Genomic DNA, 24242 nt, shown 5'->3' with positions numbered 1-24242 from the left:
AAAGACCCGGCGCCTGTCGACGGAACGTTCCGTCGGCGGGCGCCCGCCGTTCACCGATACCCTTGACAGGTGACCGACGCCCAAGAGACCGCAGCAGACACAGCACTGCGCACCACCGGGGGCGGCCCCCCGGACGACGACGTCCCTGCGATTGGGCTTCCGATCCCGTTGCTGGAGCCCCGTGAGGGGATTCCGCCCGTCGTCGAGACGGCGGACGCCCTCGCCGAAGTGATCGCCGCCTTCGCCGCCGGACGCGGGCCGCTCGCCGTGGACGCCGAGCGCGCCTCCGGCTACCGCTACGGCCAGCGCGCCTACCTCGTCCAGCTCCGCCGCGAGGGCGCGGGCACCGCGCTCATCGACCCGGTCGGCTGCCCCGACCTCTCCGGCTTCGGCGAGGCGCTCGACGGGACCGAGTGGATCCTGCACGCGGCGACCCAGGACCTGCCCTGCCTGCGGGACATAGGCATGCTGCCGACCTCGCTCTTCGACACCGAACTGGCCGGACGGCTCGCGGGGTTCCCGCGCGTCGGTCTCGGCGCGATGGTCGAGTCCGTCCTCGGCTACGCCCTGGAGAAGGGCCACTCCGCCGTCGACTGGTCCACCCGGCCCCTGCCCGAGCCCTGGCTGCGGTACGCGGCGCTCGACGTGGAACTCCTCGTCGACCTGCGCGACGCGCTGGAGAAGGAGCTGGACCGGCAGGGCAAGCTGGAATGGGCCCTCCAGGAGTTCGACGCCATCGCCTCCGCCCCGCCCGCCCCGCCGCGCAAGGACCCCTGGCGGCGCACCTCCGGGATGCACAAGGTGCGGCGGCGCCGCCAGATGGCGGTCGTACGGGAGCTGTGGACGGCCCGCGACAGGATCGCCCAGCGGCGGGACGTCTCCCCCGGCAAGGTGCTGAGCGACGCGGCGATCGTGGAGGCGGCCCTCGCCGTCCCGGTGAACGTGGCCGCGCTGACCGTGCTGCCCGGCTTCGGGCACCGGATGGGCCGCCGTCAGCTGGAACAGTGGCAGGCCTCGGTGGACCGGGCCAGGGCGCTGCCGGAGAACGAGCTGCCGCAGCCGGGCACGCAGGTGGCGGGTCCGCCGCCGCCGCGCGCCTGGGCGGACAAGGACCCGGCGGCGGCGGCGCGGCTCTCGGCGGCGCGCACGGCGGTGTCGGCGCTGGCGGAGACCCTGCACCTGCCGCAGGAGAACCTGATCACCCCGGACACCGTGCGCCGGGTCTGCTGGGAGCCGCCGACGGCGGGGACCGCGGGCGTGTCCGCCGCCCTGAGCGGCTACGGCGCGCGTCCCTGGCAGGTGGAGCTCGTGACCCCGCTCCTGGTGAAGGCCCTGACGGCGACCGCCTGACCCGGTACGGAACGGCCCCCGGCATCCGCGAGGACGCCGGGGGCCGTCGTGTCTTTCCGGGCGGTTCCCCGGCGCCGCCCGGCCCGTTGCGTCAGGGTGACGGATGTGACCTTCGCCGCTTGGGGCCCAAGGGGTGGGCAGTCTGGTTACTCGTAAGTAGCATGGGGGAGCAAGCGCACGCTTAGGCGTGGGCCGCAGCAGCAGTGCCATCCCGCACCCTGGAGGAGAGCCATCGTGCCTCGTACCGTCAGGGACGTCGTCTTCGTCGACGGCGTCCGCACCCCGTTCGGCAAGGCGGGCCCGAAGGGCATCTACCACGAGACCCGCGCCGACGACCTCGTCGTGAAGGCCGTCCGGGAGCTGCTGCGCCGGAACCCGGGCCTCGACCCCGCGAAGATCGACGAGGTCGCCATCGCCGCGACCACCCAGATCGGCGACCAGGGCCTGACCCTCGGCCGTACGGCGGGCATCCTCGCCGGACTGCCCCAGTCGGTGCCCGGCTACTCCATCGACCGCATGTGCGCGGGCGCCCTGACCGCCGTGACCTCGGTCGCCGGTTCGATCGCCTTCGGCGCGTACGACGCCGTCATCGCCGGTGGCGTCGAGCACATGGGCCGCCACCCCATGGGCGAGGGCGTCGACCCGAACCCGCGCTTCGTGTCGGAGAAGCTCGTCGACGAGTCCGCCCTCTTCATGGGCATGACCGCCGAGAACCTGCACGACCGCTACCCGGGCATCACCAAGCGGCGTGCCGACGAGTACGCCGTGCGCTCGCAGGAGAAGGCCGCCAAGGCGTACGCCGACGGCAGGATCCAGCAGGACCTGGTGCCGATCTCGGTCCGCCGCACCGACGCCACCACCGGTGAGACCGGCTGGGGCCTGGTCACGGCCGACGAGCCGATGCGTCCCGGCACCACCCTGGAGTCCCTCGCGGGCCTGAAGACGCCGTTCCGCGTGCACGGCAACGTGACCGCGGGCAACGCGGCCGGTCTCAACGACGGCGCCACCGCCTCGATCATCGCCTCCGAGGAGTTCGCCCGCGAGAACGGCCTCCCGGTCAAGATGCGCCTCGTCTCGTACGCCTTCGCGGGCGTCGAGCCCGAGGTCATGGGTTACGGCCCGATCCCGGCGACCGAGAAGGCCCTCGCCAAGGCCGGCCTGTCCATCGAGGACATCCAGCTCTTCGAGATCAACGAGGCCTTCGCCGTCCAGGTCCTCGCCTTCCTGGAGCACTACGGCATCGCCGACGACGACACCCGGGTGAACCAGTACGGCGGCGCCATCGCCTACGGTCACCCGCTCGCCTCCTCCGGCGTCCGGCTGATGACTCAGCTGGCCCGCCAGTTCGAGGAGCAGCCGCAGGTCCGTTACGGCCTCACCACCATGTGCGTCGGCTTCGGCATGGGCGCGACGGTCATCTGGGAGAACCCCCACTGGGAGGGCAAGTGAGCACCACCGCCGAGCTTCTGAAGGGCGCCGCCGAGCTCTTCCCCGACGAGGTCGTCACCAGCGCCCACGTACGGCACTTCGAACTGCCCGCAGGTGCGGGCCGGTTCGCCCTGATCACGCTGGACAACGGCTTCGACCACACCAAGCCGACCACCTTCGGCCCGCAGTCGCTGGCCAACCTGAACGCGGCGATCGACCAGGTCGAGGCCGAGGCCGCGAACGGTGAGATCACCGGCGTCGGCCTCACCGGCAAGCCGTTCATCTTCGCCGTCGGCGCCGACCTCAAGGGCGTCGAACTGCTGCGGAAGCACGACGAGGCGCTCGCCATCGGCAAGGGCGGCCACGACGTCTTCAAGCGGCTCTCCGGGCTCGCCGTGCCGACCTTCGCGTACTACAACGGCGCGGCCATGGGCGGCGGCGTCGAGGTCGGTCTGCACTGCACCTACCGCACCGTGTCGAAGGCCCTCCCGGCCTTCTCGCTGCCCGAGGTCTTCCTCGGTCTGGTGCCCGGCTGGGGCGGCTGCGCCCTCCTGCCGAACCTGATCGGCCCGGAGAAGGCCGTCTCGGTCATCATCGAGAACTCGCTGAACCAGAACCGCCAGCTCAAGGGCGCGCAGGTCTTCGAGCTCGGCATCGCCGACGCCCTGTTCGAGGGCGCCGACTTCCTGGAGCGGTCGCTGGTCTGGACGGCGGGGGTCCTCAACGGCTCCGTCACCGTCGAGCGCCCGGAGATCGACCGCGGCGAGGCCTGGGACCAGGCCGTCGCCAAGGGCCGCGCCCTCGCCGACTCCAAGGTGCACGGCGCCGCCCCGGCCGCCTACCGCGCCCTCGACATCATCGCGGCGGCCAAGGACGGCGACCTCCAGAAGGGCTTCGACGCCGAGGACCTGGCGCTCGCCGACCTGATCATGGGCGGCGAGCTGCGCGCCGGCATCTACGCCTTCAACCTGGTGCAGAAGCGCGCCAAGCGCCCCGCCGGTGCCCCGGACAGGTCGCTGGCCCGTCCGGTCACCAAGGTCGGCGTCGTCGGTGCCGGTCTGATGGCCTCCCAGCTCGCCCTGCTGTTCCTGCGCCGCCTCGAGGTGCCGGTCGTCCTGACCGACATCGACCAGGAGCGCGTCGACAAGGGCGTGGGCTACGTCCACGGCGAGATCGAGAAGCTGCTCGGCAAGGGCCGCATCAACCAGGACAAGGCCAACCGCCTCAAGGGCCTGGTCTCCGGTGTCCTGGACAAGGCCGAGGGCTTCGCGGACGCGGACTTCATCATCGAGGCCGTGTTCGAGGAGATGGGCGTCAAGCAGAAGGTGTTCGCGGAGGTCGAGGCCGTCGCTCCGGCGCACGCGATCCTCGCCACCAACACCTCCTCGCTGTCCGTCTCGGAGATGGCCTCTCAGCTGAAGCACCCCGAGCGCGTGGTCGGCTTCCACTTCTTCAACCCGGTCGCGATCCTCCCGCTCCTGGAGATCGTGCGCGGCGAGCTGACCGACGAGGCTTCGCTGGCCACCGCCTTCGGTGTCGCGAAGAAGCTGAAGAAGACCGCGGTCCTCACCAAGGACGCCCCGGCGTTCGTCGTGAACCGCATCCTGACCCGCTTCATGGGCGAGATCCAGAACGTCATCGACGAGGGCACCCCGGTGGCCACGGCGGAGAAGGCGGTCGAGCCGCTGGGTCTGCCGATGTCCCCGCTGGTCCTCCTGGAGCTGGTCGGCCCGGCGATCGGTCTGCACGTCTCCGAGACCCTGAACCGCGCCTTCCCGGACCGCTTCACGGTCTCCCCCAACCTGAAGGCGGTCGTCGAGGCGGGCAAGCGCGGCTTCTACGTCTACCGGCCCGAGAACGGCTTCAAGCCGGAGCTCGACCCGGAGGTCGCCGCCCTCCTCGTCCAGGGCGACTCCGTCCTGACCGAGGAGCAGGTCCGGGCCCGGGTCCTGGACGCGGTGGCCCAGGAGATCGGTCTGATGCTGAAGGAGGGTGTCGTCGCCGAGGCGCAGGACATCGACCTCTGCCTGATCACCGGTGCGGGCTGGCCCTTCCACCTGGGCGGCATCACGCCGTACCTGGACCGCGAGGGCGTCTCCGAGCGCGCCGTCGGCAGGCGCTTCCTGCCGCAGGGCGTGGCGAGCGTCCCGGCGTAACCCTCGGGCGTACGCGAACGGCCCCGGCACCTCTTCCAGGTGCCGGGGCCGTTCCCGTCGTCGGACTCGGGTCACCCTATGGAGCGCCAGCCCTCCAGGAGGAGGCCTTCGGCCGCCGCCTTCTGCCGGGTCGTGACCAGTCCGGCGCCGCCGACCAGGGACATCGCGACGAGCCGCCCGTCCAGGCCCCGGGTGAGGACGGTGGCCAGGTCGCCCTGGGCGTCCCCGGTCTCCGACCACTTGATGCCCTCGCCCTCCTGCTCGCTCGGGTAGGCGGCGAGGGCGAGGCGGCCGTCGGCGGACTGCTGGGCGAGGACCGTGCAGTCGAAGCCGTCGATGAGGCAGCGGGTGGCGGCGAGGCGCCCGGTGCCGACGGCGTCGCCGAGCGGCGTGGGCTCCAGGGAGCGCTCGGGGGACCAGGCGCAGACCCGGCCGTCCTCGTCGAGGTAGAAGAGGGTGACGTGGCCGGAGGGGCCGGTGGTGGCCGCCAGGGTGCCCATGACCACCGAGGCGGGGACCAGCTCCTCGCGGAGCGGCTTGGCGCCCGGCTCCCGCTGCACGTAGCGGACGAGGCCCTTGGCGTGGCAGCTGAACAGTTCGACCATGCCGGAGCCGTTGGTGACGGCGACCGGCGAGGGGTCGGTCTTCGAGCCCATCAGGTCCCACCAGGGGTGCCAGCCGCCGGTGTCCTTCTGGGCCCGCACGCTCAGTCCGCCGCCGCCGTTGCGCACGAAGGCGTACGCGCGGCCCTGGGCGTCCACGGCGACGGCGGGGTCGCCGGTCCAGGGCCCCTTGCCGTTGGAGTGCCCGATGGGGCGCCAGGCCACGGCGGGACGGCCGGTCTGGAACTGGACGGAGTGCATCAGCTCGACGTGGCCGTCCTCCCCGTCGGTGGGCCGCAGGCCGACGAGGTGCACATAGCGGTCGGCGCCCTGGCCGACGGCGAGGAAGGCGGTCAGTCCTTCGCCGCCGAGCGAGTCCGGGCCGGTCCAGCCGCCGTCCTGCCGCTCGGTCCAGCGCACCACCTCTCCGTTCCTCGGCAGATAGGCACTGAACCTGCCGTCCGCCCCCCGGGTCAGCCAGGCTCCCTGGAGCCGGGGGGCGGCGGAGCCGTGGGAACGGGCAGCGGGGACCTGGGATCGATTCGCCATGGGGGGATCCAGCACTCCGGTCGTCGGGAGGAGTTCGGGTACGAACCGACTTTAGTCGCCCTCCGGGACGCCCTTCTCCCCACCATCGGGATCGGCGGTCAGGAGGGGAGTTCGCCGTCCTCGCGCGCGAGCCGGCTGTGACGGTGGCCGTACAGGAAGTACACGACGAAGCCGAGCAGCATCCAGACGGCGAACCGGAACCAGGTCTCGGCCGGCAGGTTGAGCATCAGCCAGAACGAGGCCGCGACGGAGAGGATCGGCAGGGCGGGGACCCAGGGGGTGCGGAAGGCGCGCGGCAGGTCGGGGCGGGTGCGGCGGAGCACGAGGACGCCCACGGCGACCACCACGAAGGCGAAGAGGGTGCCGATGTTCACCAGGGTGGCGAGTTCGTTGATGCTGGTGAAGCCCGCCACGATCGCGATGACCACACCGAGCAGGATGGTGGGCCGGTACGGGGTCCGGAACTTCGGGTGGGTGACCGAGAAGAAGCGGGGCAGCAGTCCGTCGCGGCTCATCGCGAAGAACACCCGGGTCTGGCCGAGGAGCAGGATGAGACAGACCACGGTGAGGCCGACGGCGGCGCCGAAGCTGATGATGCCCGCGTAGAAGGGGTGTCCGACGGATTTGAAGGCGTCCGCGAGCGGGGCGTCGACGGACAGCTCCGTGTAGTGCTGCATTCCGGTGACGACGAGGGCGACGGCCACGTAGAGCACGGTGCAGATGATGAGCGAGCCGAGGATGCCCCGGGGCATGTCCCGCTGGGGCAGTTTGGTCTCCTCGGCGGCGGTGGCCACCACGTCGAAGCCGATGAACGCGAAGAAGACGACGGAGGCGGCGGTGAAGATGCCCATGACGCCGAAGTTGGTCGGCTGGTAGCCGAACATCAGCTGGATCAGTGGCTCGGTCCAGTCGGAGCCGCCGCCGGGCGGGGTGACGGCGGGCGGGATGAAGGGCTTGTAGTTGTCGCCGACGACGAAGAACAGGCCCGCGACGATCACGATCATCACCACGGTCACCTTGATGGCGACGACGACGGCGGTGATCCGGGCGGAGAGCTCCATGCCGAGGACGAGGACGACGGTCAGCACGAGGACGAGCACGAAGGCGAGCAGGTCGAAGGTGCCGCCGGGGATGTCGGGGCCTTCGAGCGCGGGTGGCAGGTGCCAGCCGATGTTGTCCATCAGCGAACGGACGTAGCCCGACCAGCCGACGGCGACCACCGCCGTGCCCAGGGCGAACTCCAGGACGAGGTCCCAGCCGATGATCCAGGCGGGCAGCTCACCGATGGAGGCGTAGGCGAAGGTGTACGCCGATCCCGCCACCGGCACCGTCGAGGCGAACTCGGCGTAGCAGAGGGCGGCCAGGGCGCAGACGACGCCCGCGACGACGAAGGCGATGGCGGTCGCCGGGCCCGCGTTCTCCTTGGCGACCTTGCCGGTGAGGACGAAGATGCCGGTGCCGATGATGACACCCACTCCGAACACCGTCAGGTCCCAGGCGGACAGGGACTTGCGGAGTGCGTGCTCGGGCGCCTCGGTGTCGCGGATCGACTGCTCGATCGACTTGGTCCGGAACATGCCCGAACCGGCGCGCGGCTGTTGGTCCGTGCTCATCGTCGTACCTCCTGCCGGAGGGCTGCCCGCCCCGGGCCCGAAAGGCACGCGAAAGGGCCGGTCGGCACTCCGAAGAGTGAACCCGACCGGCCCTCGGGTGACGGGGTCCGTCAGTCGCGCACGGGCTCCACGACGGGCTCGACGGGCTCGGCACTCTCGTACCGTCCGTCGAGGCGCGAGACCAGGCCGGTGACCTGGCGGGCGACGTCGAGGGCGGTCAGGCCGATCTCCGCCATGACCTCACCCCGGGAGGCGTGGTCGAGGAAGCGCGGCGGGATGCCGAAATCGCGCAGCGGGATGTCCACGTCCGCGTCGCGGAGCGCCTGGGCGACGGCGGAGCCGACACCGCCGACCCGGCTGTTGTCCTCGACGGTGACGACGACCCGGTGGCCCTTGGCCAGCGGGGCGAGGGCCTCGTCGACCGGCTTGACCCAGCGGGGGTCGACGACGGTCGTGGAGATGCCCTGCCGGTCGAGCAGGTCGGCGACCTCCAGGCACATCGGGGCGAGCGCGCCGACGGAGACCAGCAGGACGTCGGGGCGCTCGCTGCCGGGCTCGCGGAGCACGTCCATGCCGCCGACGCGGCGGAGCGCGGGGACGGCGGGGCCGACGGCGCCCTTGGAGAAGCGGACCACGGTGGGGGCGTCGGTGACCTCGACGGCCTCGCGGAGCTGGGCGCGGACCTGGTCGGCGTCGCGCGGGGCGGCGAGTCGCAGTCCGGGCACGACCTGGAGGATCGACATGTCCCACATGCCGTTGTGGGAGGCGCCGTCGGTGCCGGTGACGCCCGCCCGGTCCAGGACGAAGGTGACGCCGCACCGGTGCAGGGCCACGTCCATCAGGACCTGGTCGAAGGCGCGGTTGAGGAAGGTGGCGTAGACGGCGAAGACCGGGTGGAGGCCGCCGGTGGCGAGGCCCGCGGCGGAGACCGCGGCGTGCTGCTCCGCGATGCCGACGTCGAAGACCCGCTCGGGGAACGCCTTGGCGAACTTGTCGAGGCCGACGGGCTGGAGCATGGCCGCCGTGATGGCGACGATGTCCTCGCGCTCCTTGCCCAGCTCGACCATCTCCTGGCCGAAGACCGAGGTCCAGTCGGCGCCGGAGGAGGCGATGGGCAGGCCGGTGTCGGGGTGGATCTTGCCGACGGCGTGGAAGCGGTCGGCCTCGTCCTGGAGGGCCGGCTGGTAGCCGCGGCCCTTCTCGGTGAGGCAGTGGACGATCACGGGGCCGCCGAAGCGCTTGGCGCGCGTCAGGGCGGACTCCAGGGCCTCGATGTCGTGGCCGTCGATGGGGCCGACGTACTTGAGGCCGAGGTCCTCGAACATGCCCTGGGGGGCGATGAAGTCCTTGAGGCCCTTCTTGGCGCCGTGCAGGGTCTCGTAGAGCGGCTTCCCGACGACCGGGGTGCGCTCCAGGATGTCCTTGCCGCGGGCGAGGAAGCGCTCGTAGCCGTCGGTGGTGCGCAGGGTCGCCAGATGGTTGGCGAGGCCGCCGATGGTCGGCGCGTAGGAGCGCTCGTTGTCGTTGACGACGATGACGAGCGGGCGGTCCTTGGCGGCGGCGATGTTGTTCAGCGCCTCCCAGGCCATGCCGCCGGTGAGGGCGCCGTCGCCGATGACGGCGACCACGTGGTCGTCCTTGCGCAGGACCTCGTTGGCCTTGGCGAGTCCGTCGGCCCAGCCGAGGACCGTGGAGGCGTGCGAGTTCTCGATGACGTCGTGCTCGGACTCGGCCTGCGAGGGGTAGCCGGAGAGGCCGCCCTTCATCTTGAGCTTCGAGAAGTCCTGGCGGCCCGTGAGCAGCTTGTGGACGTAGCTCTGGTGGCCGGTGTCCCAGAGGACCTTGTCCTTCGGGGAGTCGAACACGCGGTGCAGGGCGATGGTCAGCTCGACCACGCCGAGGTTGGGCCCGAGGTGCCCGCCGGTCTTGGAGACGGCCTCCACCAGGAACGTCCTGATCTCGTCGGCCAGCTGGTCCAGCTGTTCCGGGGAGAGCCGGTCCAGATCTCGCGGTCCCCTGATACGGGTCAGCAGAGCCACCCGTTCCTCCTTGCGTTTGAGCTGGTCGAGCTTGCCGATTTGTCGAGTCTAATGTTCCGTCCCGGATCGCGGACATCGGGCCGGGGAGTCGGGCATCACTCGTATGGCCTACATGGCGTTAATCTGTACGGCTCCGCGCGGGGGCGGGCCGTGGGCCGGGTGGGGGTGTCGCCGGGCGGTCGCGCGGAGCGGCCCGGGCCTCGGCCCCGCGCCGAGCGGTCGCGGGACCCGGAGCGGGTACGGGGGTGGCCGCGACTTCCGAGGACTCGACCCCGGCCGGTACGGCCGGGTGCCGGCCGCGTCCGTCCGGGCTCCTCGGCCCCGGGGGCCACTCTCACCCATCCGCACCCGTCGGGCCGCGCCCCGGGGGCCGCCCCGGGCCCGTCAGGCCTTCTTGACCACGCTCGACTTGAGCTGCATGGGGCCGAAACCGTCCACCTTGCAGTCGATGTCGTGGCCGTCCACGCCGTCCACGAGGCGGATGTTGCGGACCTTGGTGCCCGCCTTGATACCGCCGGGGCTGCCCTTGACCTTGAGCGCCTTGACGACGGTCACGGTGTCGCCGTCGGCGAGCACGTTGCCCACGGCGTCCTTGACGACCTGCGCGCCGCCGCCGTCGGCCGGGCCCTCGGGGTCCGTCGTCGCCGACCACTCGTGGCCGCATTCGGGGCAGACGAGCAGGGCGCCGGTCTCGTAGGCGTAGGCGCCGGAGCACTGGGGGCACGGGGGGAGGTTCTCGTTCACTGTTCGATTTTAGGAGCCGATCCACCCCCGGTGAAAGTCGAAGACTCCCGGCGATCGACCCCTATGCGACTACGGCGATTATCGGCGTTTGCAATTAGAGCGCGTCTGCAATTATTGTCGAGTCTCATCAAGGGCCCACTCACACACTCGGAGAAGGGACGGACCCATGCCTCTCGCACTCCTCGCGCTGGCCGTAGGGGCCTTCGGGATCGGCACCACAGAATTCGTGATCATGGGTCTGCTGCCCGGGATCGCCGCCGACTACGGGGTCACCGTCCCCACCGCCGGACTCCTCGTCACCGGCTACGCGCTCGGCGTCGTCGTCGGCGCCCCGCTGCTCACCGTCCTCGGCTCCCGGGTCGGCCGCAAGCGGATGCTCATGCTGCTGATGGGGCTCTTCGTCGCCGGGAACCTGCTCTCCGCCCTCGCCCCGGACTTCGGGACGATGCTCGCCGGGCGCGTGGTCGCCTCACTCGCGCACGGCACGTTCTTCGGCATCGGCTCCGTCGTCGCCGCCGGACTGGTCGCCCCGGAGCGGAAGGCCGGAGCCATCGCCACCATGTTCACCGGACTGACCCTGGCCAACGTGGTGGGCGTCCCGCTGGGCACCCTCGTCGGGCAGACGGCCGGCTGGCGCGCCACCTTCGCCGCCGTCGCCGCGCTCGGGGTGCTCGGGCTGCTCGGCATCGCCCGGCTCGTCCCCGAACTCCCCCGCCCGGAGGGGACCCGGCTGCGCGGCGAACTCACCGCGTTCCGCAACCCCCAGGTGCTGCTCGCCATGGCGATGACCGTCCTCGGCTTCGGCGGGGTCTTCGCCGCGATCACCTACATCGCCCCGATGATGACCGAGACCGCCGGATACTCCGAGGGAGCGGTCACCTGGCTCCTCGTCCTCTTCGGCGTCGGCATGTTCCTCGGCAACCTGCTCGGCGGACGCTACGCCGACCGGGCCCCGATGCCCCTGCTGTACGTCGCCCTCGGCGGCCTCGCGGTCGTGCTCGCGCTGTTCACCGTGGCCGCCCACCACAGGGTCCTCGCCGCGCTCGCCGTCCTCCTCGTCGGAGCCCTCGGCTTCGCCACCGTGCCGCCGCTGCAGAAACGCGTCCTCGACCAGGCCCACGGCGCCCCCACGCTGGCCTCCGCGGTCAACATCGGCGCCTTCAACCTCGGCAACGCGCTGGCCGCCTGGCTCGGCGGCCTCGTCATCACCGCGGGCCTCGGCTACACCGCCCCCAACTGGGTCGGCGCCGCCCTCGCGGCCTCCGCCCTGCTCCTCGCCCTCTGGTCAGCCGCCCTGGAACGCCACACCCCGGCCCCCGCCCCGGCAACCACCGAACCCGCGCCCGCGCCCGTACATCACTGAACGGGAGCGGAGGGAGGCGGCGCCCTGGTGTGGGTCTGGTATCAGTTCAGGCGAGTGCCCCAGATCTGTGCTGTGCCGGTGATCGGCAGGTTCGACTTGCGGTCTGTCCTCCGGCCGGAGACGGCGTCGAAGTTCGTCAGGGCGCCGTTCGTCGTGTCGAGGACGAGGAGGTCGGACTGCGACCAGGCCACCTCAAGAGGCCCGTCCAGGTCCACCCCCGACAGGTTCGCCTGCTGCCCCAGGTCCTCGCAGCCGCCTTCGGCGAGGTCCAGGACCGCCAGGTGGTCGGCGGCTGTGGTGGTGGTGAGCACCGTGGCGTACCACCGTCCGTCAGCGGAGATCACACCACGGCCGGCAGGGGTGCCGGCCGCGCAGTCGGGCAACTGCGTCTTCTTGTTCGCCGTGGTGTCGTAGGCGGTGATGCAGCCGCTCTTCCCACAGTCCTCCTGCCGCCAGATGACGCGCGCTGGCCCGGTGCTGACGACAGAGGCATTCTTCGCCAGCGTGCGAGTGGGGAGATGGGTCTTCGCATCGAGCAGGACGATGTCGGTCCGTGCTTTCTTCGCGTTGCCCACGCTGGAGTCGTCCGTGGTGGTGAGCAGCCCGATCAGACCCTGAGCGCTGTCGGCCAGGGGCCGGATCCCGCAGGGAAGCGCGTAGCCCTGCGGTCCGGGCCGTCCGGAGAGGTCGTACGGTCGTACCGCGTAGCGAGCGGTCACCGATTCGGGCAGTTCCTCGCCCCCGCACGCTGTCGGTGCCGGCTGTTCGGTGACGGCCCAGGCCTTGCGCTCCCGCTGAGAGGGGAACCAGGTCACGGCGGGCCCGAGGACGGTGGCGCGTTCGGGGCGGTCCGGCTCCAGTGAGACCAGGCTGCCGTCGTCGATGCCGACGATCTCACCGGAGGACAGCTGGCTCTGCTCGCTCAGTGCGTGGATGTCCTCGCCCGGCCCGGCACCTGCCGGGCGCTCTGCCGCGATCTTCACAGGGGAGTCGATCTCGTCGAGGACGCCGATGCTTCCTCCGAGGTTCAGGACGATGCCCCGCGGGGGCGCCGCCGCCCGGGACCCGTCGCCGGTGCATCCGGTCAGTATCAGGGGACCGAGGGCGGCGGCGACAAGCCACGGCAGTGCGGCACGGGGACGGGGGGTGACTGCTGTCATGGAGGCTCCTCGGTGCGACTCGACGGGGACCGGCGGACACGTGTGGGGGCCGATCCCACAAGGATCGGCCCCCACACGGTGCTGCTACGGCTTGGGCGTGCAGGGGCCGCTGGAGATGCACTCCGAGAAGAACGGGAAGACCGTGATGGCGGCCAGACTGCCTTCATCGCCGAGGAATCTCGCGCCGCAGCCGGCGGTGTCCTGCCAAGGCGAGTTCCGGAGAGATCGACGTCATGAGAATCTCCCCCTGTGAGATGTGAGTGGTTGGCCGTTCCGCCTCGATCGACACAAGCACAACAGGCCTGGCACGGCTATTAGGTTGAGGCCGATCTGAGGGAGAGGCACCCGGAACAAGCCACCGGGAAGACGCCCCGGCGCGTCTTCCGCCGGTCCCTCGCGAATCCCCACCGCGTAACGTCAATCGCCGCAGTCGTCCTCACTCTGGAAGAGCACCACTGAGAACGCTCGCTGAACGCGATCGGAGGGGCGCCCACCCCGTGCGTGTGCACGGGGTGGGCGCCCCTCGTCGGCTCTTCCGGCTCTTCCGGGTGGGAGCGTGATCAGGCGCGGCCCGCTGTTTTCTGGGTGCGGCGGGAGACCGAGTCGATGATCACGGCGATCAGCAGGACGGCGCCGGTGATCATGTACTGGATGGCGTTCGAGGACAGGTTCATCTGGTTGAGGCCCTGGACGATCGACTGGATGACCAGGATGCCGAGCAGCGCCGACCAGACCTTGCCGCGCCCGCCGAACAGGGACGTACCGCCGATGACGGCGGCCGCGATGCACATCATCAGCTGGTTGCCGCCGCCGAGGGAGCGGTCGGCGCCGCCGGTCGCGGAGGCGAGGAACAGGCCGCCGACGGCGCCCGTCGTGCCGGAGATCATGAAGACCGAGATCCGGATCCAGGACACGTTGACGCCCGCGCGCCGGGCGGCCTCGATGCCGCCGCCGACCGCGAAGACCTGACGGCCGTACGTGGTGCGGCGCAGCACGAAGTCGGTGACGAGCAGGATCGCCAGGAAGATCACCAGGGAGAGCGGCAGGCCCTGCTCCTGGTTGAAGCCGTACGCGGCGACGAGCACCAGGACCGCGAGGACGCCGGTGCGCAGCGCGATCTCGCTCTGCGGGCGGTGCGGCAGCTCGGCGGCCCTGCGGCGGCGCGCGTCGCGGAACTGGGCGTACCAGAAGGCGGCGATCACCACGACGGCCAGGCCGTAGGCGGCGGCGACGTCGGAGAAGTAGTACTTGGTGAGGTCGCCGACGAAGCTGCCGATCGGGGTGGGGATGGTGGAGCGGTCGCCCATCACCCAGGTCTGGAGTCCGGCCCAGCCGAGGAACCCGGCGAGGGTGACGACGAAGGCGGGCACGCCGATCTTGGCGAAGACCAGGCCGTGGAAGGCGCCGAGCAGGGTGCCGGACAGGATGCCGAGGAGGATGGCGAGGGAGTCGGGCATGTCGGTGCCGAGGACGCCCCAGACCGATCCGGCCAGACCGGCGACCGAGCCGACCGCGAGGTCGATCTCGCCGAGCAGCAGGACGAAGACGATGCCGACGGCCATGATGCCGGGGCCGACCGCGTACAGCGTGATCTGGTCGAGGTTGTACGAGGTGATGAAGTTGCCGGTGAGCGCCTGGAAGACGACTCCGATGACGATCAGGCCGACCACGACGGGCAGCGAGCCGATCTCGCCGGAGCGGATCTTGCGCTTGAACTCCTCGGCGTACCCCTTGAAGCCCTGCTCGCGCACGAGGAGGCGGGGGTCGACGGCGGGGACGGCCGCGGCGGCCGGGGCCTCGGGCGCGGGGGCGCCGCCGCCGCGGGGTTCGGGCACCGCGGCGGCCTCGGTCGCGGTGGGAGGGGTCTCGCTCACTTCGCTACCTCCGCGTTGCGGGCCTGGCGGCGGGTCACGGCGTTGTCCGTGGCACCGGTGATCGCGGCGATGATCTCTTCGTGGGTGGTGGTGGCCACCGGGAAGGTGCCGTTGTTGCGGCCCAGGCGCAGTACGGCCACGGTGTCGGCGACGGCCTTCACATCGGCCATGTTGTGGCTGATGAGGATGACGCCGAGACCCCGCTCGCGCAGCCGCTCGACCAGGTCGAGGACCTGGGCGGTCTGCTCGACGCCGAGGGCGGCGGTCGGCTCGTCGAGGATGACGATCCGGGGGTCGCCGACCAGGGCGCGTGCGATGGCGACGACCTGGCGCTGGCCGCCGGAGAGGGCGGCGACGGGGATGCGGACGCTGGGGATGCGGATGGAGAGGGTGGAGAGGAGGTCCTTGGCCCGCTTCTCCATGGCGACCTCGTCGAGGACGCCGCCCTTCTTGATCTCGCGGCCGAGGAACAGATTGGCGACGACGTCGAGGTTGTCGCAGAGCGCGAGGTCCTGGTAGACGGTGGCGACGCCGAGGTTCTGGGAGTCCTGCGGGCGCTGGATCTCGACGCGCCCGCCCTCCCACTCGATGACACCCTCGTCGATCGGGTGGACGCCCGCGATGGTCTTGACCAGCGTGGACTTTCCGGCTCCGTTGTCGCCGACGAGCGCGACGACCTCTCCTGCGTGGACTTCGAGATCGACACCGGAGAGGACCTGGACCGCTCCGAACCGCTTGAAGATCCCGCGCAACGCCAGCACGGGTGTCTGGGACACGTGAACCAACTCCTTCGCCGCCCGGGGGACGGCGGGATGTCGCGCCGCCGTGCGGCGCCGACGTTTCGAGGGGGGGAGGAGCTCGTCCGGCCCCCGGGCCGACAGCGGGGTCTGGGTCGGCCGGGGACCGGACGGGCGGAGGGGACGGACCGGGACGGACGCCTTCCGGTCCGTACGGGGGCGCGGCCCCGTACGCGGGGCCCGCGACGCGCGCGGGCCGGTGGCGGGGACCGGTCCGTGGTGCCGGCCCCGCGCGGGGCCGACGGGCCGGGGCCGGCGGATTTCACCTCCGGGCCCCGGGTGGCTGCTACTTGATGCCCAGGGCGGTGCACTTGGCAGCGAGGTCCGAGGTGCACAGGTCGGCGACCTGGTAGATGCCGTCCTTGACGACCGTGGTCTGGATGTTGGTCTTGTCGACGACGACCGGCGGGAAGAGCGTCGACGGCACGCCGTCGGTCGCGCCCTGGGCGCCCACGTCCTTGCCCTGGAGGAGGTTCACCGCGAACTTGGCGGCCTCGGGGGCGAGTTGGAGCGGGGACTTGTAGATGGTGAAGGTCTGCGTGCCCGCGATGATCCGCTGGACGCCCGCGACCTCGGCGTCCTGGCCGCCGACCGGGATGTTCTTGATGCCCGCGTTCTCCAGGGCGGTGATGATGCCTCCGGCCATGCCGTCGTTGGCCGAGTAGACGGCGCCGATCCTGTCCTTGCCGACGGAGGAGATCGCGGCGGACATCTTCTCGCCCGCGACCTTCGGGTCCCACTCGCCGGACGCCTCGTACGCGATCTTGCCGACCTTGCCGTCCAGGGCGCTGTGGACGCCCTTCTTGAACAGGGCCGCGTTCGGGTCCTTCTCGTCGCCGTTGATCAGCACCACGTTGGCGGTGGCTGCCTTGCCGCCGAGGGCGGCGAGCAGCGCCTGGCCCTGGAGCTCGCCGACCTTGTTGTTGTCGTGGCTGACGTAGGCGTCGGCGCCCGCGACGGCACGGTCGTACGCGACGATCTTGACGCCCTTGGCCTTGGCGTCCTTGACCCAGGCGGCGGCCTTGGTGGCGTCGACCGGGTCGAGGGCGATGACCTTGACGCCGTCGGCGATCAGCTGGTCGAACTGCTGCTTCTGCTTGACGACCTCGGAGACCGCGTTGTTGTACACGACCTCGCAGTCGGGACAGGCGGCCCGGACGGCCTTCTCGAACTGGGGCTTGTCCAGGGCCTCGTAGCGCGAGGTCTTGTTCTCCGGCAGCAGCAGGCCGATCTTGGTCGAGCCGCCCTTGTCACCACTGCCGTCGCTGTCGCCGCCACCCGCCTTGCCGCAGGCGGCGAGCGTGAGGGCCATCGAGACCGCGGCCGTTGCTATGACGGCACGACGCGTCACTGCGTTCATGTGGGCTTGCCTCCCTGACGAGGCCGCGACGTTGCGGCCGAGGTGGCACGAAGTCAACTCGGCCGCAACGATGTCGTCAAGAAGTAAATCCTTAACGAGATGACAACGGTGGCGCTCGTTCTCTAAGTGAAGGCAAGCCGGGAAGAGGGGCGCGAAGTCGGCGGTGAACTCTCCAACAGGGTCGAATCGCCCATCTCGCTCAGCACCAGCGCGAGCGCCCCGAGGACTTCGGCCCGACCGCCCAACGCCCCTTGGACCAAGGTGAGTTGACGGGCGGCGCTGGGGATCGCGTACCGCGAGACGGACTCCCTCACGGGGGCCAGGAGCAGCTCGCCCGCCTCCGCGAGATCACCGCCGAGCACGACCCGGCTCGGGTTCAAGAGATTGCAAAGGTTGGCGACACCGCTGCCGATGTGCCGTCCCACGTCGGCGATCACCCGGCGGCATCCCGGGTCGCCCTCGCGGGCCAGCTGGACCACCCGCTCCATGGTCAGGTCCGGCCCGTGACCGGGCCGGAGCAGCGGAAGCACGTACCGGGCGGCGGTGAAGGTCTCCAGACAGCCCCGGTTGCCGCAGCGGCAGACCGGCCCCGACTCGTCGATCGTGATGTGCCCGATCTCCCCCGCGGTGCCGCCGGGCCCCCGGTAGACCCGCCCGTCGATGACGAGCCCGGCGCCGACGCCGCTGGCCACCTTGATGTACGCCAGGTCCTTGACGCCCCGGCCGCTGCCCCAGACCAGCTCGCCGAGCGCGCCGAGGTTGGCGTCGTTGTCGACGTGCACGGGGACGCCCAGCCGTCCGGACAGCTCCTCGGCCGGGTTGATGCCGCTCCAGCCCGGCAGGATCGACGTCGAGCCGAGCGTGCCGGACGAGACGTCGATGGGGCCGGGGACGCCGAGCCCCACTCCGATCACCTTGTCCCGGCTGATCCCGGTGGCCAGGATCAGCCGGTTGACCAGGTGCTCCGCCCGGTCGAAGCCCTCGGCGGCGGAGGCGTCGACGTCGAGCGGTTCGGCCTCCTCGGCGAGCACCTGATGGGCGAGGTTGCCGATGGCGACCCGCAGGTGGGTGTGGCCGAAGTCCACTCCGATCACGATGCCCGCGTCACCCGAGAGGGAGACGCTGCGGGCCCGGCGCCCGCCCGCCGAGGTCGGCGTGACGTCGACCCTGCCGCCTTCCTTCAGTTCCCGCACGATGTTGGAGACCGTGGCGGCGGAGAGGCCCGTCGCCCGGGCGATCTCCGCCTGGGTCAGCGAACCCGCCATGCGCACCGCGCGGACGACCCGTTCGAGATTGGCCCTGTGCAGCGACGTCTGCGACCCAGGAGTCTCCATCGACTCACTCACTCCCACTGTTTTCTCCAACATGTGAACCCTAAGGGGACGCTTTCGGCTTGCTTCCCGTCAAGACCTTGAGTGGCGGACCGTACGCGCCGCGCATCAGGACGTGACACGACAGGGCCCCCGGCGCGCGGTGCGCCGGGGGCCCTGCGGGGTGCTGCGGTCCCGGAGATCTCCGGAGATCTCTCCTACGGGACGGGCCCTCGGAGGGGCCGGGGGTTCACTTCACGGCGCCGGCGGTCAGACCGGCCACCACCTGCCGCTGGAAGATGATGTACGCGGCGAGCACCGGGAGCATCGCCATCACCAGTCCCGCGAAGAGTCCGGACCAGTCGCCCTTGTACCCCTGGCTGACGGCCAGCTGGACGAGGCCCTGCGAGAGCACCTTCTTCTCCGGCTCGGTGTTGAGCACGGTCGGCAGCAGGTACTGGTTCCACTGGCCGAGGAAGTTGAAGATGCCGACGCTGATGAGACCGGGCTTGGCCATCGGCAGCATCACCTGGAAGAAGGTCCGGGTGTGCGAGGCGCCGTCCACGAACGCCGCTTCCGCCACCGAGGACGGCAGGGTGCGGAAGAAGGCGGTGAGGAAGAAGACGGTGAACGGCAGCGAGTACGCGATGTAGACCAGGATCAGGCCGGGCAGCGTGTTGAGCAGGGCCATGTTCTGCATCACGTAGAACAGCGGCACGAGCGCCAGGATGATCGGGAAGCTCATCCCGCCGATGAACAGGAAGTAGATGAAGCGGTTGCCCGGGAAGTCGAAGCGGGCCAGGACGTACGCCGCCATCGAACCGAAGAGCAGGGTGCCGATCAGCGAGCCGCCGACCACCAGGATCGTGTTCAGGAAGTAGTCGCTCATGTGCGCCTCGGTCCAGGCGCGTGACCAGTTCTCGAAGTGCAGCCTGTCGGGCAGCGACCACGGCGAGGTGAAGATCGCCCGGTCGTTCTTGAAGGAGGTCATGACCGCCCAGAGCAGCGGCATGACGACCATGATCGCCCAGAGGATCAGGACGCCGTGGGAGAAGACGTTGAGCGTCGCCCCCTCGCCCTTGGACTGCTTGCGGGCCGCGGGAGGGGCCGTCCTGGTGACCGTGGGTCCCGAGCCGCCCGGCGTGCCGGGGGTCTCGACGCCGGTGGTGGCCGTGTCGGTGGTCTTCATCAGAACTCCAGCCGCTCGCGCCGGCCCAGCTTCATCACGATCGCGGCGAAGGCGAGCGTGACGAGGAGGAGCGCGACACCGATGGTCGTTGCGTAGGCGGCCTGACCGTCCCGGAACGCCTTCTGGTACACGTACAGCGGAAGGACGATGGTCGAGTAGTCCGGCCCGCCGCCGCTGGGGCCGACGGTCATGATCTGAACGACGGCGAAGGACTCGGCGCCGAGCGCCAGGATGCCCATGTAGATCCAGCCCGACTGCACGGTGTCCCAGAGCAGCGGCAGGGTGATCTTGAAGAAGGTGGTGAACCGGCTCGCGCCGTCGAGCAGCGCCGCCTCGTAGAAGTCCCGGGGAATGGACGCCATGCCCGCCGAGAAGAGGACGACGAAGAATCCGACGGTGGACCAGACGAGAACCACCATCACACAGATGAGGGCGAGGTCGGGGTCACCCAGCCAGTCCGGCTGAATACTCCCGAGACCGACCCCCTTCAGAACGGAATTGATGGCTCCGCTGTTCGGGTTGTACGCGAACTGGAAGAGCAGCGCGACGATCGCGATCGACAGCACCTGCGGGAAGAAATACACGATCTTGTAGAAAGCGGAACCGCGCACACCCGCGATGGCCGCGCCCCTACGGCGCCGACCGCCGACATTCAGCATGAAGGCGAAGAACAACGCGAGCCCGACGGTCACCAGTGGCAGTACCACCGCGAGGGTCAGACTGTGCTGCAACGACTTCCAGAAGATCTCGTCGTCCAGCATGCGGCTGTAGTTGTCGAATCCGATCATGCCGAATTCGGGACTCAGCCCGGTCCAGTCCGTGAACGAGTAGTAGATGGACTGGATGAACGGCCAGATGACGAACAGCGCGTAGAGCGCGAGGGGGGCCGTCAGGAACCCCACGATGAAACGGTACTTGCCGTGTTGCATTCCTACCGACCCCGATCTTCCCGCGGAGGCGCGCCGCTGCTGCCGCGCGCGAAGGGCCCGGGGCCCGCTCCCGGTCGGCGGGAAGGGGCCCCGGTACAGCTCACTGGTGCTTGTAGTGCTTGATCGAGGAGTCCTTGGCCGCCTCGTCGGCGTACTTCTGGATCTTCTTGATCGTCTCGGCCGGGGTCGCGCGGCCCGCCATCATCTCGCCGATGCCGGCGACGCCGATCTTCTCCTTCTGGAGGGCGACGTACCAGTCCTGGAGGCGCGGGTTGACCACGTTCTGACCGGCCTTCGCCAGGGCCGCGACACCGGACTTGAGGCCCGGGGACAGCTCGATGCCGTCGGTGCCGCCGTTCAGCGCGCTCAGGGACTTCACGGACTGCGTGAAGTTCTTGGAGGAGGCCTCGCTGAGCATGATGCGCAGCTGCTCCATGCCGCCCTCGGGGTTGGCGGCCTTCGCGGGAACGATGAAGGGCTCGCCGCCGGCCGCCCAGATGGTGCCGAACGGCATCTTGTCCGAGGAGTCGATGCCGGTCGGGCCGGAGACCGCGAGGCCGAAGTCGGCCGGCATGGTCTTCGCGGCCTCGTTCTCGACCCAGGAGCCGTTCGGGATGAACAGCGCCTTGCCCTCGGTCCAGGCGGTCTGCGACTGGATGTGGTCGAGACCGGGGGTGCCCTTGAGGATGTAGCCCTTCTGGACCAGCTCGTAGTAGGCCTCGAAACAGGCCTTGACCGCGGGGTGCTCCCAGGCCTTCGGCTCCAGGTTGTCGATGGCGTCCAGGACGTCGCGGCCGCCGACCTTGCCGATCATCGGGTAGAGCGAGAAGGGGACGTAGTACGGGTGCTTGCCCGCGTACGTCCAGGCCGCGATGCCCTTGCGCTTGGCCTTCTCGCAGACGGCCAGCATCTCGTCCCAGGTCTCGGGGTACTTCACTTCGAGCGAGTCGAGGAGCTTCTGCGAGTACCAGACGCCGTAGACCGTGTAGGCGTAGTTCAGGATCCAGCACTGCTGGCCGTCGAACTGGCCCATCTCGATGATGCCCGGCCGCAGGGTGTCGCGGACCTTCTTGTTCGGGTCGTCGATGGACGGCGAGTCCAGGAGCGGGGTGAGGTCGGTGAGCTGCTTCTGGCCGACGAGGACACCCATGTCCATCTGCTCGGCGCCCGAGTTGTCGATCAGGTCCGGCGGGTTGCCGCCGTTGAAGCGGGGCTGGAGTGTGGTGGTGATCTTCTGGGTCGGGGTGAACTTGACCTTCGCCTTGGGGTAATTCGTCTCGTAGATCTTGACAGCGTCCTTGGCGTACTGCTGTCCGAAACCGCCGTCGAAGAGGACGAAGTCGAGCGGTGCCGACTCGTTCACGCCGAGCGGGTTCTTGTCGGTCTTCTTACCCTTTTCGACCTTTCCGTTACCACCGGTGTCACTGCTCGCACAGGCGGAGAGGAAGCCCATCGTCGGGACGGAGATCAGGCCGATAGCGGCGGAGCGCTTGATCAGATCGCGACGGCCAAGGCCCTCACTGGTGTGCGCGGAGGTGGATCCCATGCTCAAGTCCTCGCCTTCATTCAGGACTCAGGCGGTGTACCGGTCGCCCGTATCTCGCTCGCCACAGGCGAAGGGCCCCGCCACCGCAGTCATTTGCAGCCGGGTCATGCAGACGTCGGGCCGTCGTGTGATGGATACGACTGGCTGGACGCCGACAGGTATAGTCCACTTCCCTTCACCTGAGCAAGATCGTAAGCAGGTTTCGACAACCATCTTTCCCGAGTTGAGACCTCCGGGATTAGCACGAGGCATCTGCGGCGTTTCGTCCAAGGATTCGCCCTGCAACACTCTTGACACCACCTCAGGAGAGGCCTTACTGGAGGTGTTCGGAACACTATCAACGGGGCAAGTCGGACAGCGGAGAGGAAAGGCGGTCATATGAACGGGATCGAAACAGTTGTGTCACAGAGAGGCCGCCCGGTGAAGGTCCTGTAAGGGCGATCCGGGATCATAGGAACTTCACCGCCCCCGCACTCCTGTGCGGATGCCTGGTGGAACCTGTCTTGTCTCCCTCTCATCTGGAGTACTACGTGGCCAAGTCTTCTGGCCTGAACCGCACGAGCGTCCTGTCCCGTGTGACGGTCGCGGCCGTCGCCGCGGCGCTCGTGAGCACCACCACGGCCGCCTTCGCGGCCGACGCTCCCCGGACCGCGCAGTCCGCCGGTGCCGCCGAGTCGGGCGCGCGCGCGGGCGCGCTCGCCTCGACCGCCGCCGCAGTCGTGACGCCGACCAACTCCCTGTACGGCGCCTCCTCGAACGGCGACCTCTCCCGCTACGACCTCAACGGCAACGGAGGCCTGAAGGCCGCCGTGAAGAGCGGCAGCGGCTGGCAGTACAGCAAGAACATCACGCAGGCCGACCAGAACTCCGACGGTTACGCGGACGGCCTCTGGTTCGTCGAGAACAACCGTCTCGCCTACATGAAGTACGACGGAGCCCCGACCGACATCGGCGGCGGCTGGGGTGCGTACACCAAGGTTCTCTCCGCGAGCAACCTCGGTGGCGGCACGGCGGACGACCTCCTCGCGCGCGACAGCGCGGGCGTCCTCTGGCTCTACCTGGGCCACGGCAACGGCAAGCTCACCACCCGCTACAAGGTGGGCTCCGGCTGGAACGCCTACAACCAGATCGCCGGCAAGGGCGACCTGACCAACGACGGCAAGGCCGACCTCGTCGCGCGTGACGGCTCGGGCGTGCTGTGGCTGTACAAGGGCACCGGCAACTACAAGAAGCCCTTCGGAGACCGCATCCGCGTCGGTGGCGGCTGGAGCAGCTTCAACACCCTGGTCTCCGTCGGCGACATCAACTTCGACGGCGTCTCGGACCTGATCGCCCGGGACGGCGCGGGTGCCCTGTGGCTGTACAAGGGCACCGGCAACGCCCCCGCCGCGTTCCACTCCAAGGTCAAGATCGGCACGTCCGGCTGGAACGGCTTCAAGATCCTCTTCTGATTCTGATCCGGACCTCTCCGGAGCCGCATCCGGACCTCTCCGGAGCAGCGAAAGGGCCCCGCTCCTCTCAGAGGAGCGGGGCCCTTCCCTATGGCCGGATCCGGTGGGTCAGCCGCGGATCAGGTTGCGGAGCACGTACTGAGACATGCTTCCACTGCCCGGTAGTTCTGCCAAGATTTCGAGGGATGATGACGTTCCGACAATGATTCTGACACCAGATCGCCATAATGACCATGGTTTCCGGGCACGGAGAGCGCATCTGGACCGTCTTTCAAACCGCTCGCGCAGCACCTCGAAACGCGCGACACGGGTGAGCCAACGTGCTTCATTGGCGATTGTTGCTGTTGCCGGTAAGAGGTCTCAGGAGACGCTTGACCGTTTGTGCTCTGGACATGGTTGACGCGTTCGGCTGAACGTCTGCTGTCCCCACCTGCCGGTGCGGCAGAGGTGTGCTTCCGTCGGAGTCGTGGATGTACAGCGGTTGGCCGAGTACCGCTATCGGGCTGTCCGCGAAGTGCTCGGCGGGTCTGCGATCGGTGAGGTCGCGGCCCGATACGGCATCTCGCGCCAGTCCCTGCACAGCTGGCGACGGCGGTTCGAGCAGGAAGGTATGCCGGGTCTGCTGGATCGCTCCCGCCGACCACGGAACAGTCCCACGCGCCTGCCCACCGAGGTCGAGGCCGAGATCTGCGAGCTGCGCCGCCTGCATCCCCGGGGGCCAACCCCGCGTGCGCGGGGATCACTCGAGGTCCGAGAGGTACTTGTCCGCGCTGCCGGGGCCA

17 protein-coding genes, 1 pseudogene and 1 CRISPR repeat array (1 of these 19 only partly in view) are annotated in these 24242 nt (G+C 69.8%); of the genes and pseudogenes, 6 read left to right on the top strand and 12 right to left on the bottom strand.

The window, feature by feature from the left end:
• The first annotated feature begins 69 nt into the window (after positions 1 to 69).
• The 3 genes from ACIRQY_RS12835 to ACIRQY_RS12825 all read left to right on the top strand — a co-directional run bounded on the left by ACIRQY_RS12835 (position 70) and on the right by ACIRQY_RS12825 (position 4934).
• The gene (locus tag ACIRQY_RS12835) at positions 70 to 1350 is read left to right on the top strand and encodes an HRDC domain-containing protein (RefSeq protein ID WP_403924587.1); all 1281 of its coding nucleotides are present in this window, start codon (positions 70 to 72) and stop codon (positions 1348 to 1350) included.
• A 234-nt stretch (positions 1351 to 1584) separates the two neighbouring features.
• Positions 1585 to 2799 (top strand): thiolase family protein, encoded by a 1215-nt coding sequence (locus tag ACIRQY_RS12830; protein ID WP_403924584.1) that lies wholly within the window; start codon positions 1585 to 1587, stop codon positions 2797 to 2799.
• Entirely contained in the window at positions 2796 to 4934 is a 2139-nt protein-coding gene (locus ACIRQY_RS12825; protein WP_403924581.1) for a 3-hydroxyacyl-CoA dehydrogenase NAD-binding domain-containing protein, read from the top strand. Before ACIRQY_RS12830 ends, ACIRQY_RS12825 begins: the two co-directional genes overlap by 4 nt.
• Before the next feature lie 71 nt (positions 4935 to 5005).
• Here ACIRQY_RS12825 and ACIRQY_RS12820 read toward each other — a convergent pair whose 3' ends face one another.
• The 4 genes from ACIRQY_RS12820 to ACIRQY_RS12805 form a co-directional block, all read right to left on the bottom strand.
• Positions 5006 to 6085, bottom strand: a complete 1080-nt coding sequence (locus ACIRQY_RS12820) for a hypothetical protein (protein ID WP_351781527.1) — start codon at positions 6083 to 6085, stop codon at positions 5006 to 5008.
• Positions 6086 to 6183: 98 nt separating this feature from the next.
• On the bottom strand, positions 6184 to 7698 hold the full coding sequence (locus ACIRQY_RS12815) for an amino acid permease (protein WP_403924578.1): 1515 nt from the start codon (positions 7696 to 7698) through the stop codon (positions 6184 to 6186).
• Positions 7699 to 7808: 110 nt separating this feature from the next.
• The gene (gene dxs / locus ACIRQY_RS12810) at positions 7809 to 9737 is read right to left on the bottom strand and encodes a 1-deoxy-D-xylulose-5-phosphate synthase (RefSeq protein WP_403924575.1); all 1929 of its coding nucleotides are present in this window, start codon (positions 9735 to 9737) and stop codon (positions 7809 to 7811) included.
• 384 nt (positions 9738 to 10121) lie between these two features.
• Positions 10122 to 10481, bottom strand: coding sequence for a zinc ribbon domain-containing protein YjdM (locus ACIRQY_RS12805; protein WP_403924572.1), 360 nt, complete (start codon positions 10479 to 10481; stop codon positions 10122 to 10124).
• A 166-nt stretch (positions 10482 to 10647) separates the two neighbouring features.
• On the opposite strand from ACIRQY_RS12805, the gene ACIRQY_RS12800 reads away from it, so the two are divergent.
• The gene (locus tag ACIRQY_RS12800; protein ID WP_403924569.1) at positions 10648 to 11844 is read left to right on the top strand and encodes an MFS transporter; all 1197 of its coding nucleotides are present in this window, start codon (positions 10648 to 10650) and stop codon (positions 11842 to 11844) included.
• Between the two features lie 41 nt (positions 11845 to 11885).
• Here ACIRQY_RS12800 and ACIRQY_RS12795 read toward each other — a convergent pair whose 3' ends face one another.
• The 8 genes from ACIRQY_RS12795 to ngcE form a co-directional block, all read right to left on the bottom strand.
• Positions 11886 to 13004: a hypothetical protein gene (locus ACIRQY_RS12795; protein ID WP_403924566.1), complete on the bottom strand. Its 1119-nt coding sequence runs from the start codon at positions 13002 to 13004 to the stop codon at positions 11886 to 11888.
• 560 nt (positions 13005 to 13564) lie between these two features.
• A complete protein-coding gene (locus ACIRQY_RS12790) occupies positions 13565 to 14878 on the bottom strand; it encodes a sugar ABC transporter permease (RefSeq protein ID WP_403924563.1) in 1314 nt (437 codons plus the stop codon).
• Positions 14875 to 15654 carry an ATP-binding cassette domain-containing protein gene (locus ACIRQY_RS12785; protein WP_351781516.1) on the bottom strand — a complete coding sequence of 260 codons (780 nt, stop codon included), beginning with the start codon at positions 15652 to 15654 and terminating at the stop codon, positions 14875 to 14877. Before ACIRQY_RS12785 ends, ACIRQY_RS12790 begins: the two co-directional genes overlap by 4 nt.
• 307 nt (positions 15655 to 15961) lie before the next feature.
• Positions 15962 to 17035: a sugar ABC transporter substrate-binding protein gene (locus ACIRQY_RS12780; protein ID WP_403924558.1), complete on the bottom strand. Its 1074-nt coding sequence runs from the start codon at positions 17033 to 17035 to the stop codon at positions 15962 to 15964.
• 122 nt (positions 17036 to 17157) lie between these two features.
• Complete coding sequence (locus ACIRQY_RS12775) at positions 17158 to 18369, bottom strand: ROK family protein (RefSeq protein ID WP_403924555.1); 1212 nt, start codon at positions 18367 to 18369, stop codon at positions 17158 to 17160.
• 226 nt (positions 18370 to 18595) lie between these two features.
• Complete coding sequence (locus ACIRQY_RS12770; RefSeq protein ID WP_403924553.1) at positions 18596 to 19534, bottom strand: carbohydrate ABC transporter permease; 939 nt, start codon at positions 19532 to 19534, stop codon at positions 18596 to 18598.
• The gene (locus tag ACIRQY_RS12765; protein ID WP_351781510.1) at positions 19534 to 20463 is read right to left on the bottom strand and encodes a sugar ABC transporter permease; all 930 of its coding nucleotides are present in this window, start codon (positions 20461 to 20463) and stop codon (positions 19534 to 19536) included. The genes ACIRQY_RS12770 and ACIRQY_RS12765 overlap by 1 nt, the downstream gene beginning before the upstream one ends.
• Positions 20464 to 20563: 100 nt before the next feature.
• Complete coding sequence (gene ngcE, locus ACIRQY_RS12760; RefSeq protein WP_351781508.1) at positions 20564 to 22009, bottom strand: N-acetylglucosamine/diacetylchitobiose ABC transporter substrate-binding protein; 1446 nt, start codon at positions 22007 to 22009, stop codon at positions 20564 to 20566.
• Between the two features lie 503 nt (positions 22010 to 22512).
• Here ngcE and ACIRQY_RS12755 point away from each other — a divergent pair.
• Complete coding sequence (locus tag ACIRQY_RS12755; RefSeq protein WP_403924548.1) at positions 22513 to 23460, top strand: FG-GAP repeat domain-containing protein; 948 nt, start codon at positions 22513 to 22515, stop codon at positions 23458 to 23460.
• A 436-nt stretch (positions 23461 to 23896) separates the two neighbouring features.
• Positions 23897 to 24154, top strand: a pseudogene (locus tag ACIRQY_RS12750) (helix-turn-helix domain-containing protein); the annotation flags it as partial.
• Between the two features lie 20 nt (positions 24155 to 24174).
• A CRISPR array of direct repeats spans positions 24175 to 24242; the repeat unit is 29 nt; unit sequence GGGGCCAACCCCGCGTGCGCGGGGATCAC; it runs 693 nt beyond the window's last position.

This window comes from Streptomyces sp. NPDC101490 (genome assembly GCF_044767145.1).
In the GTDB taxonomy this organism is placed as follows: domain Bacteria; phylum Actinomycetota; class Actinomycetes; order Streptomycetales; family Streptomycetaceae; genus Streptomyces.
This window is presented reverse-complemented; position numbering and strand designations above follow the sequence as displayed.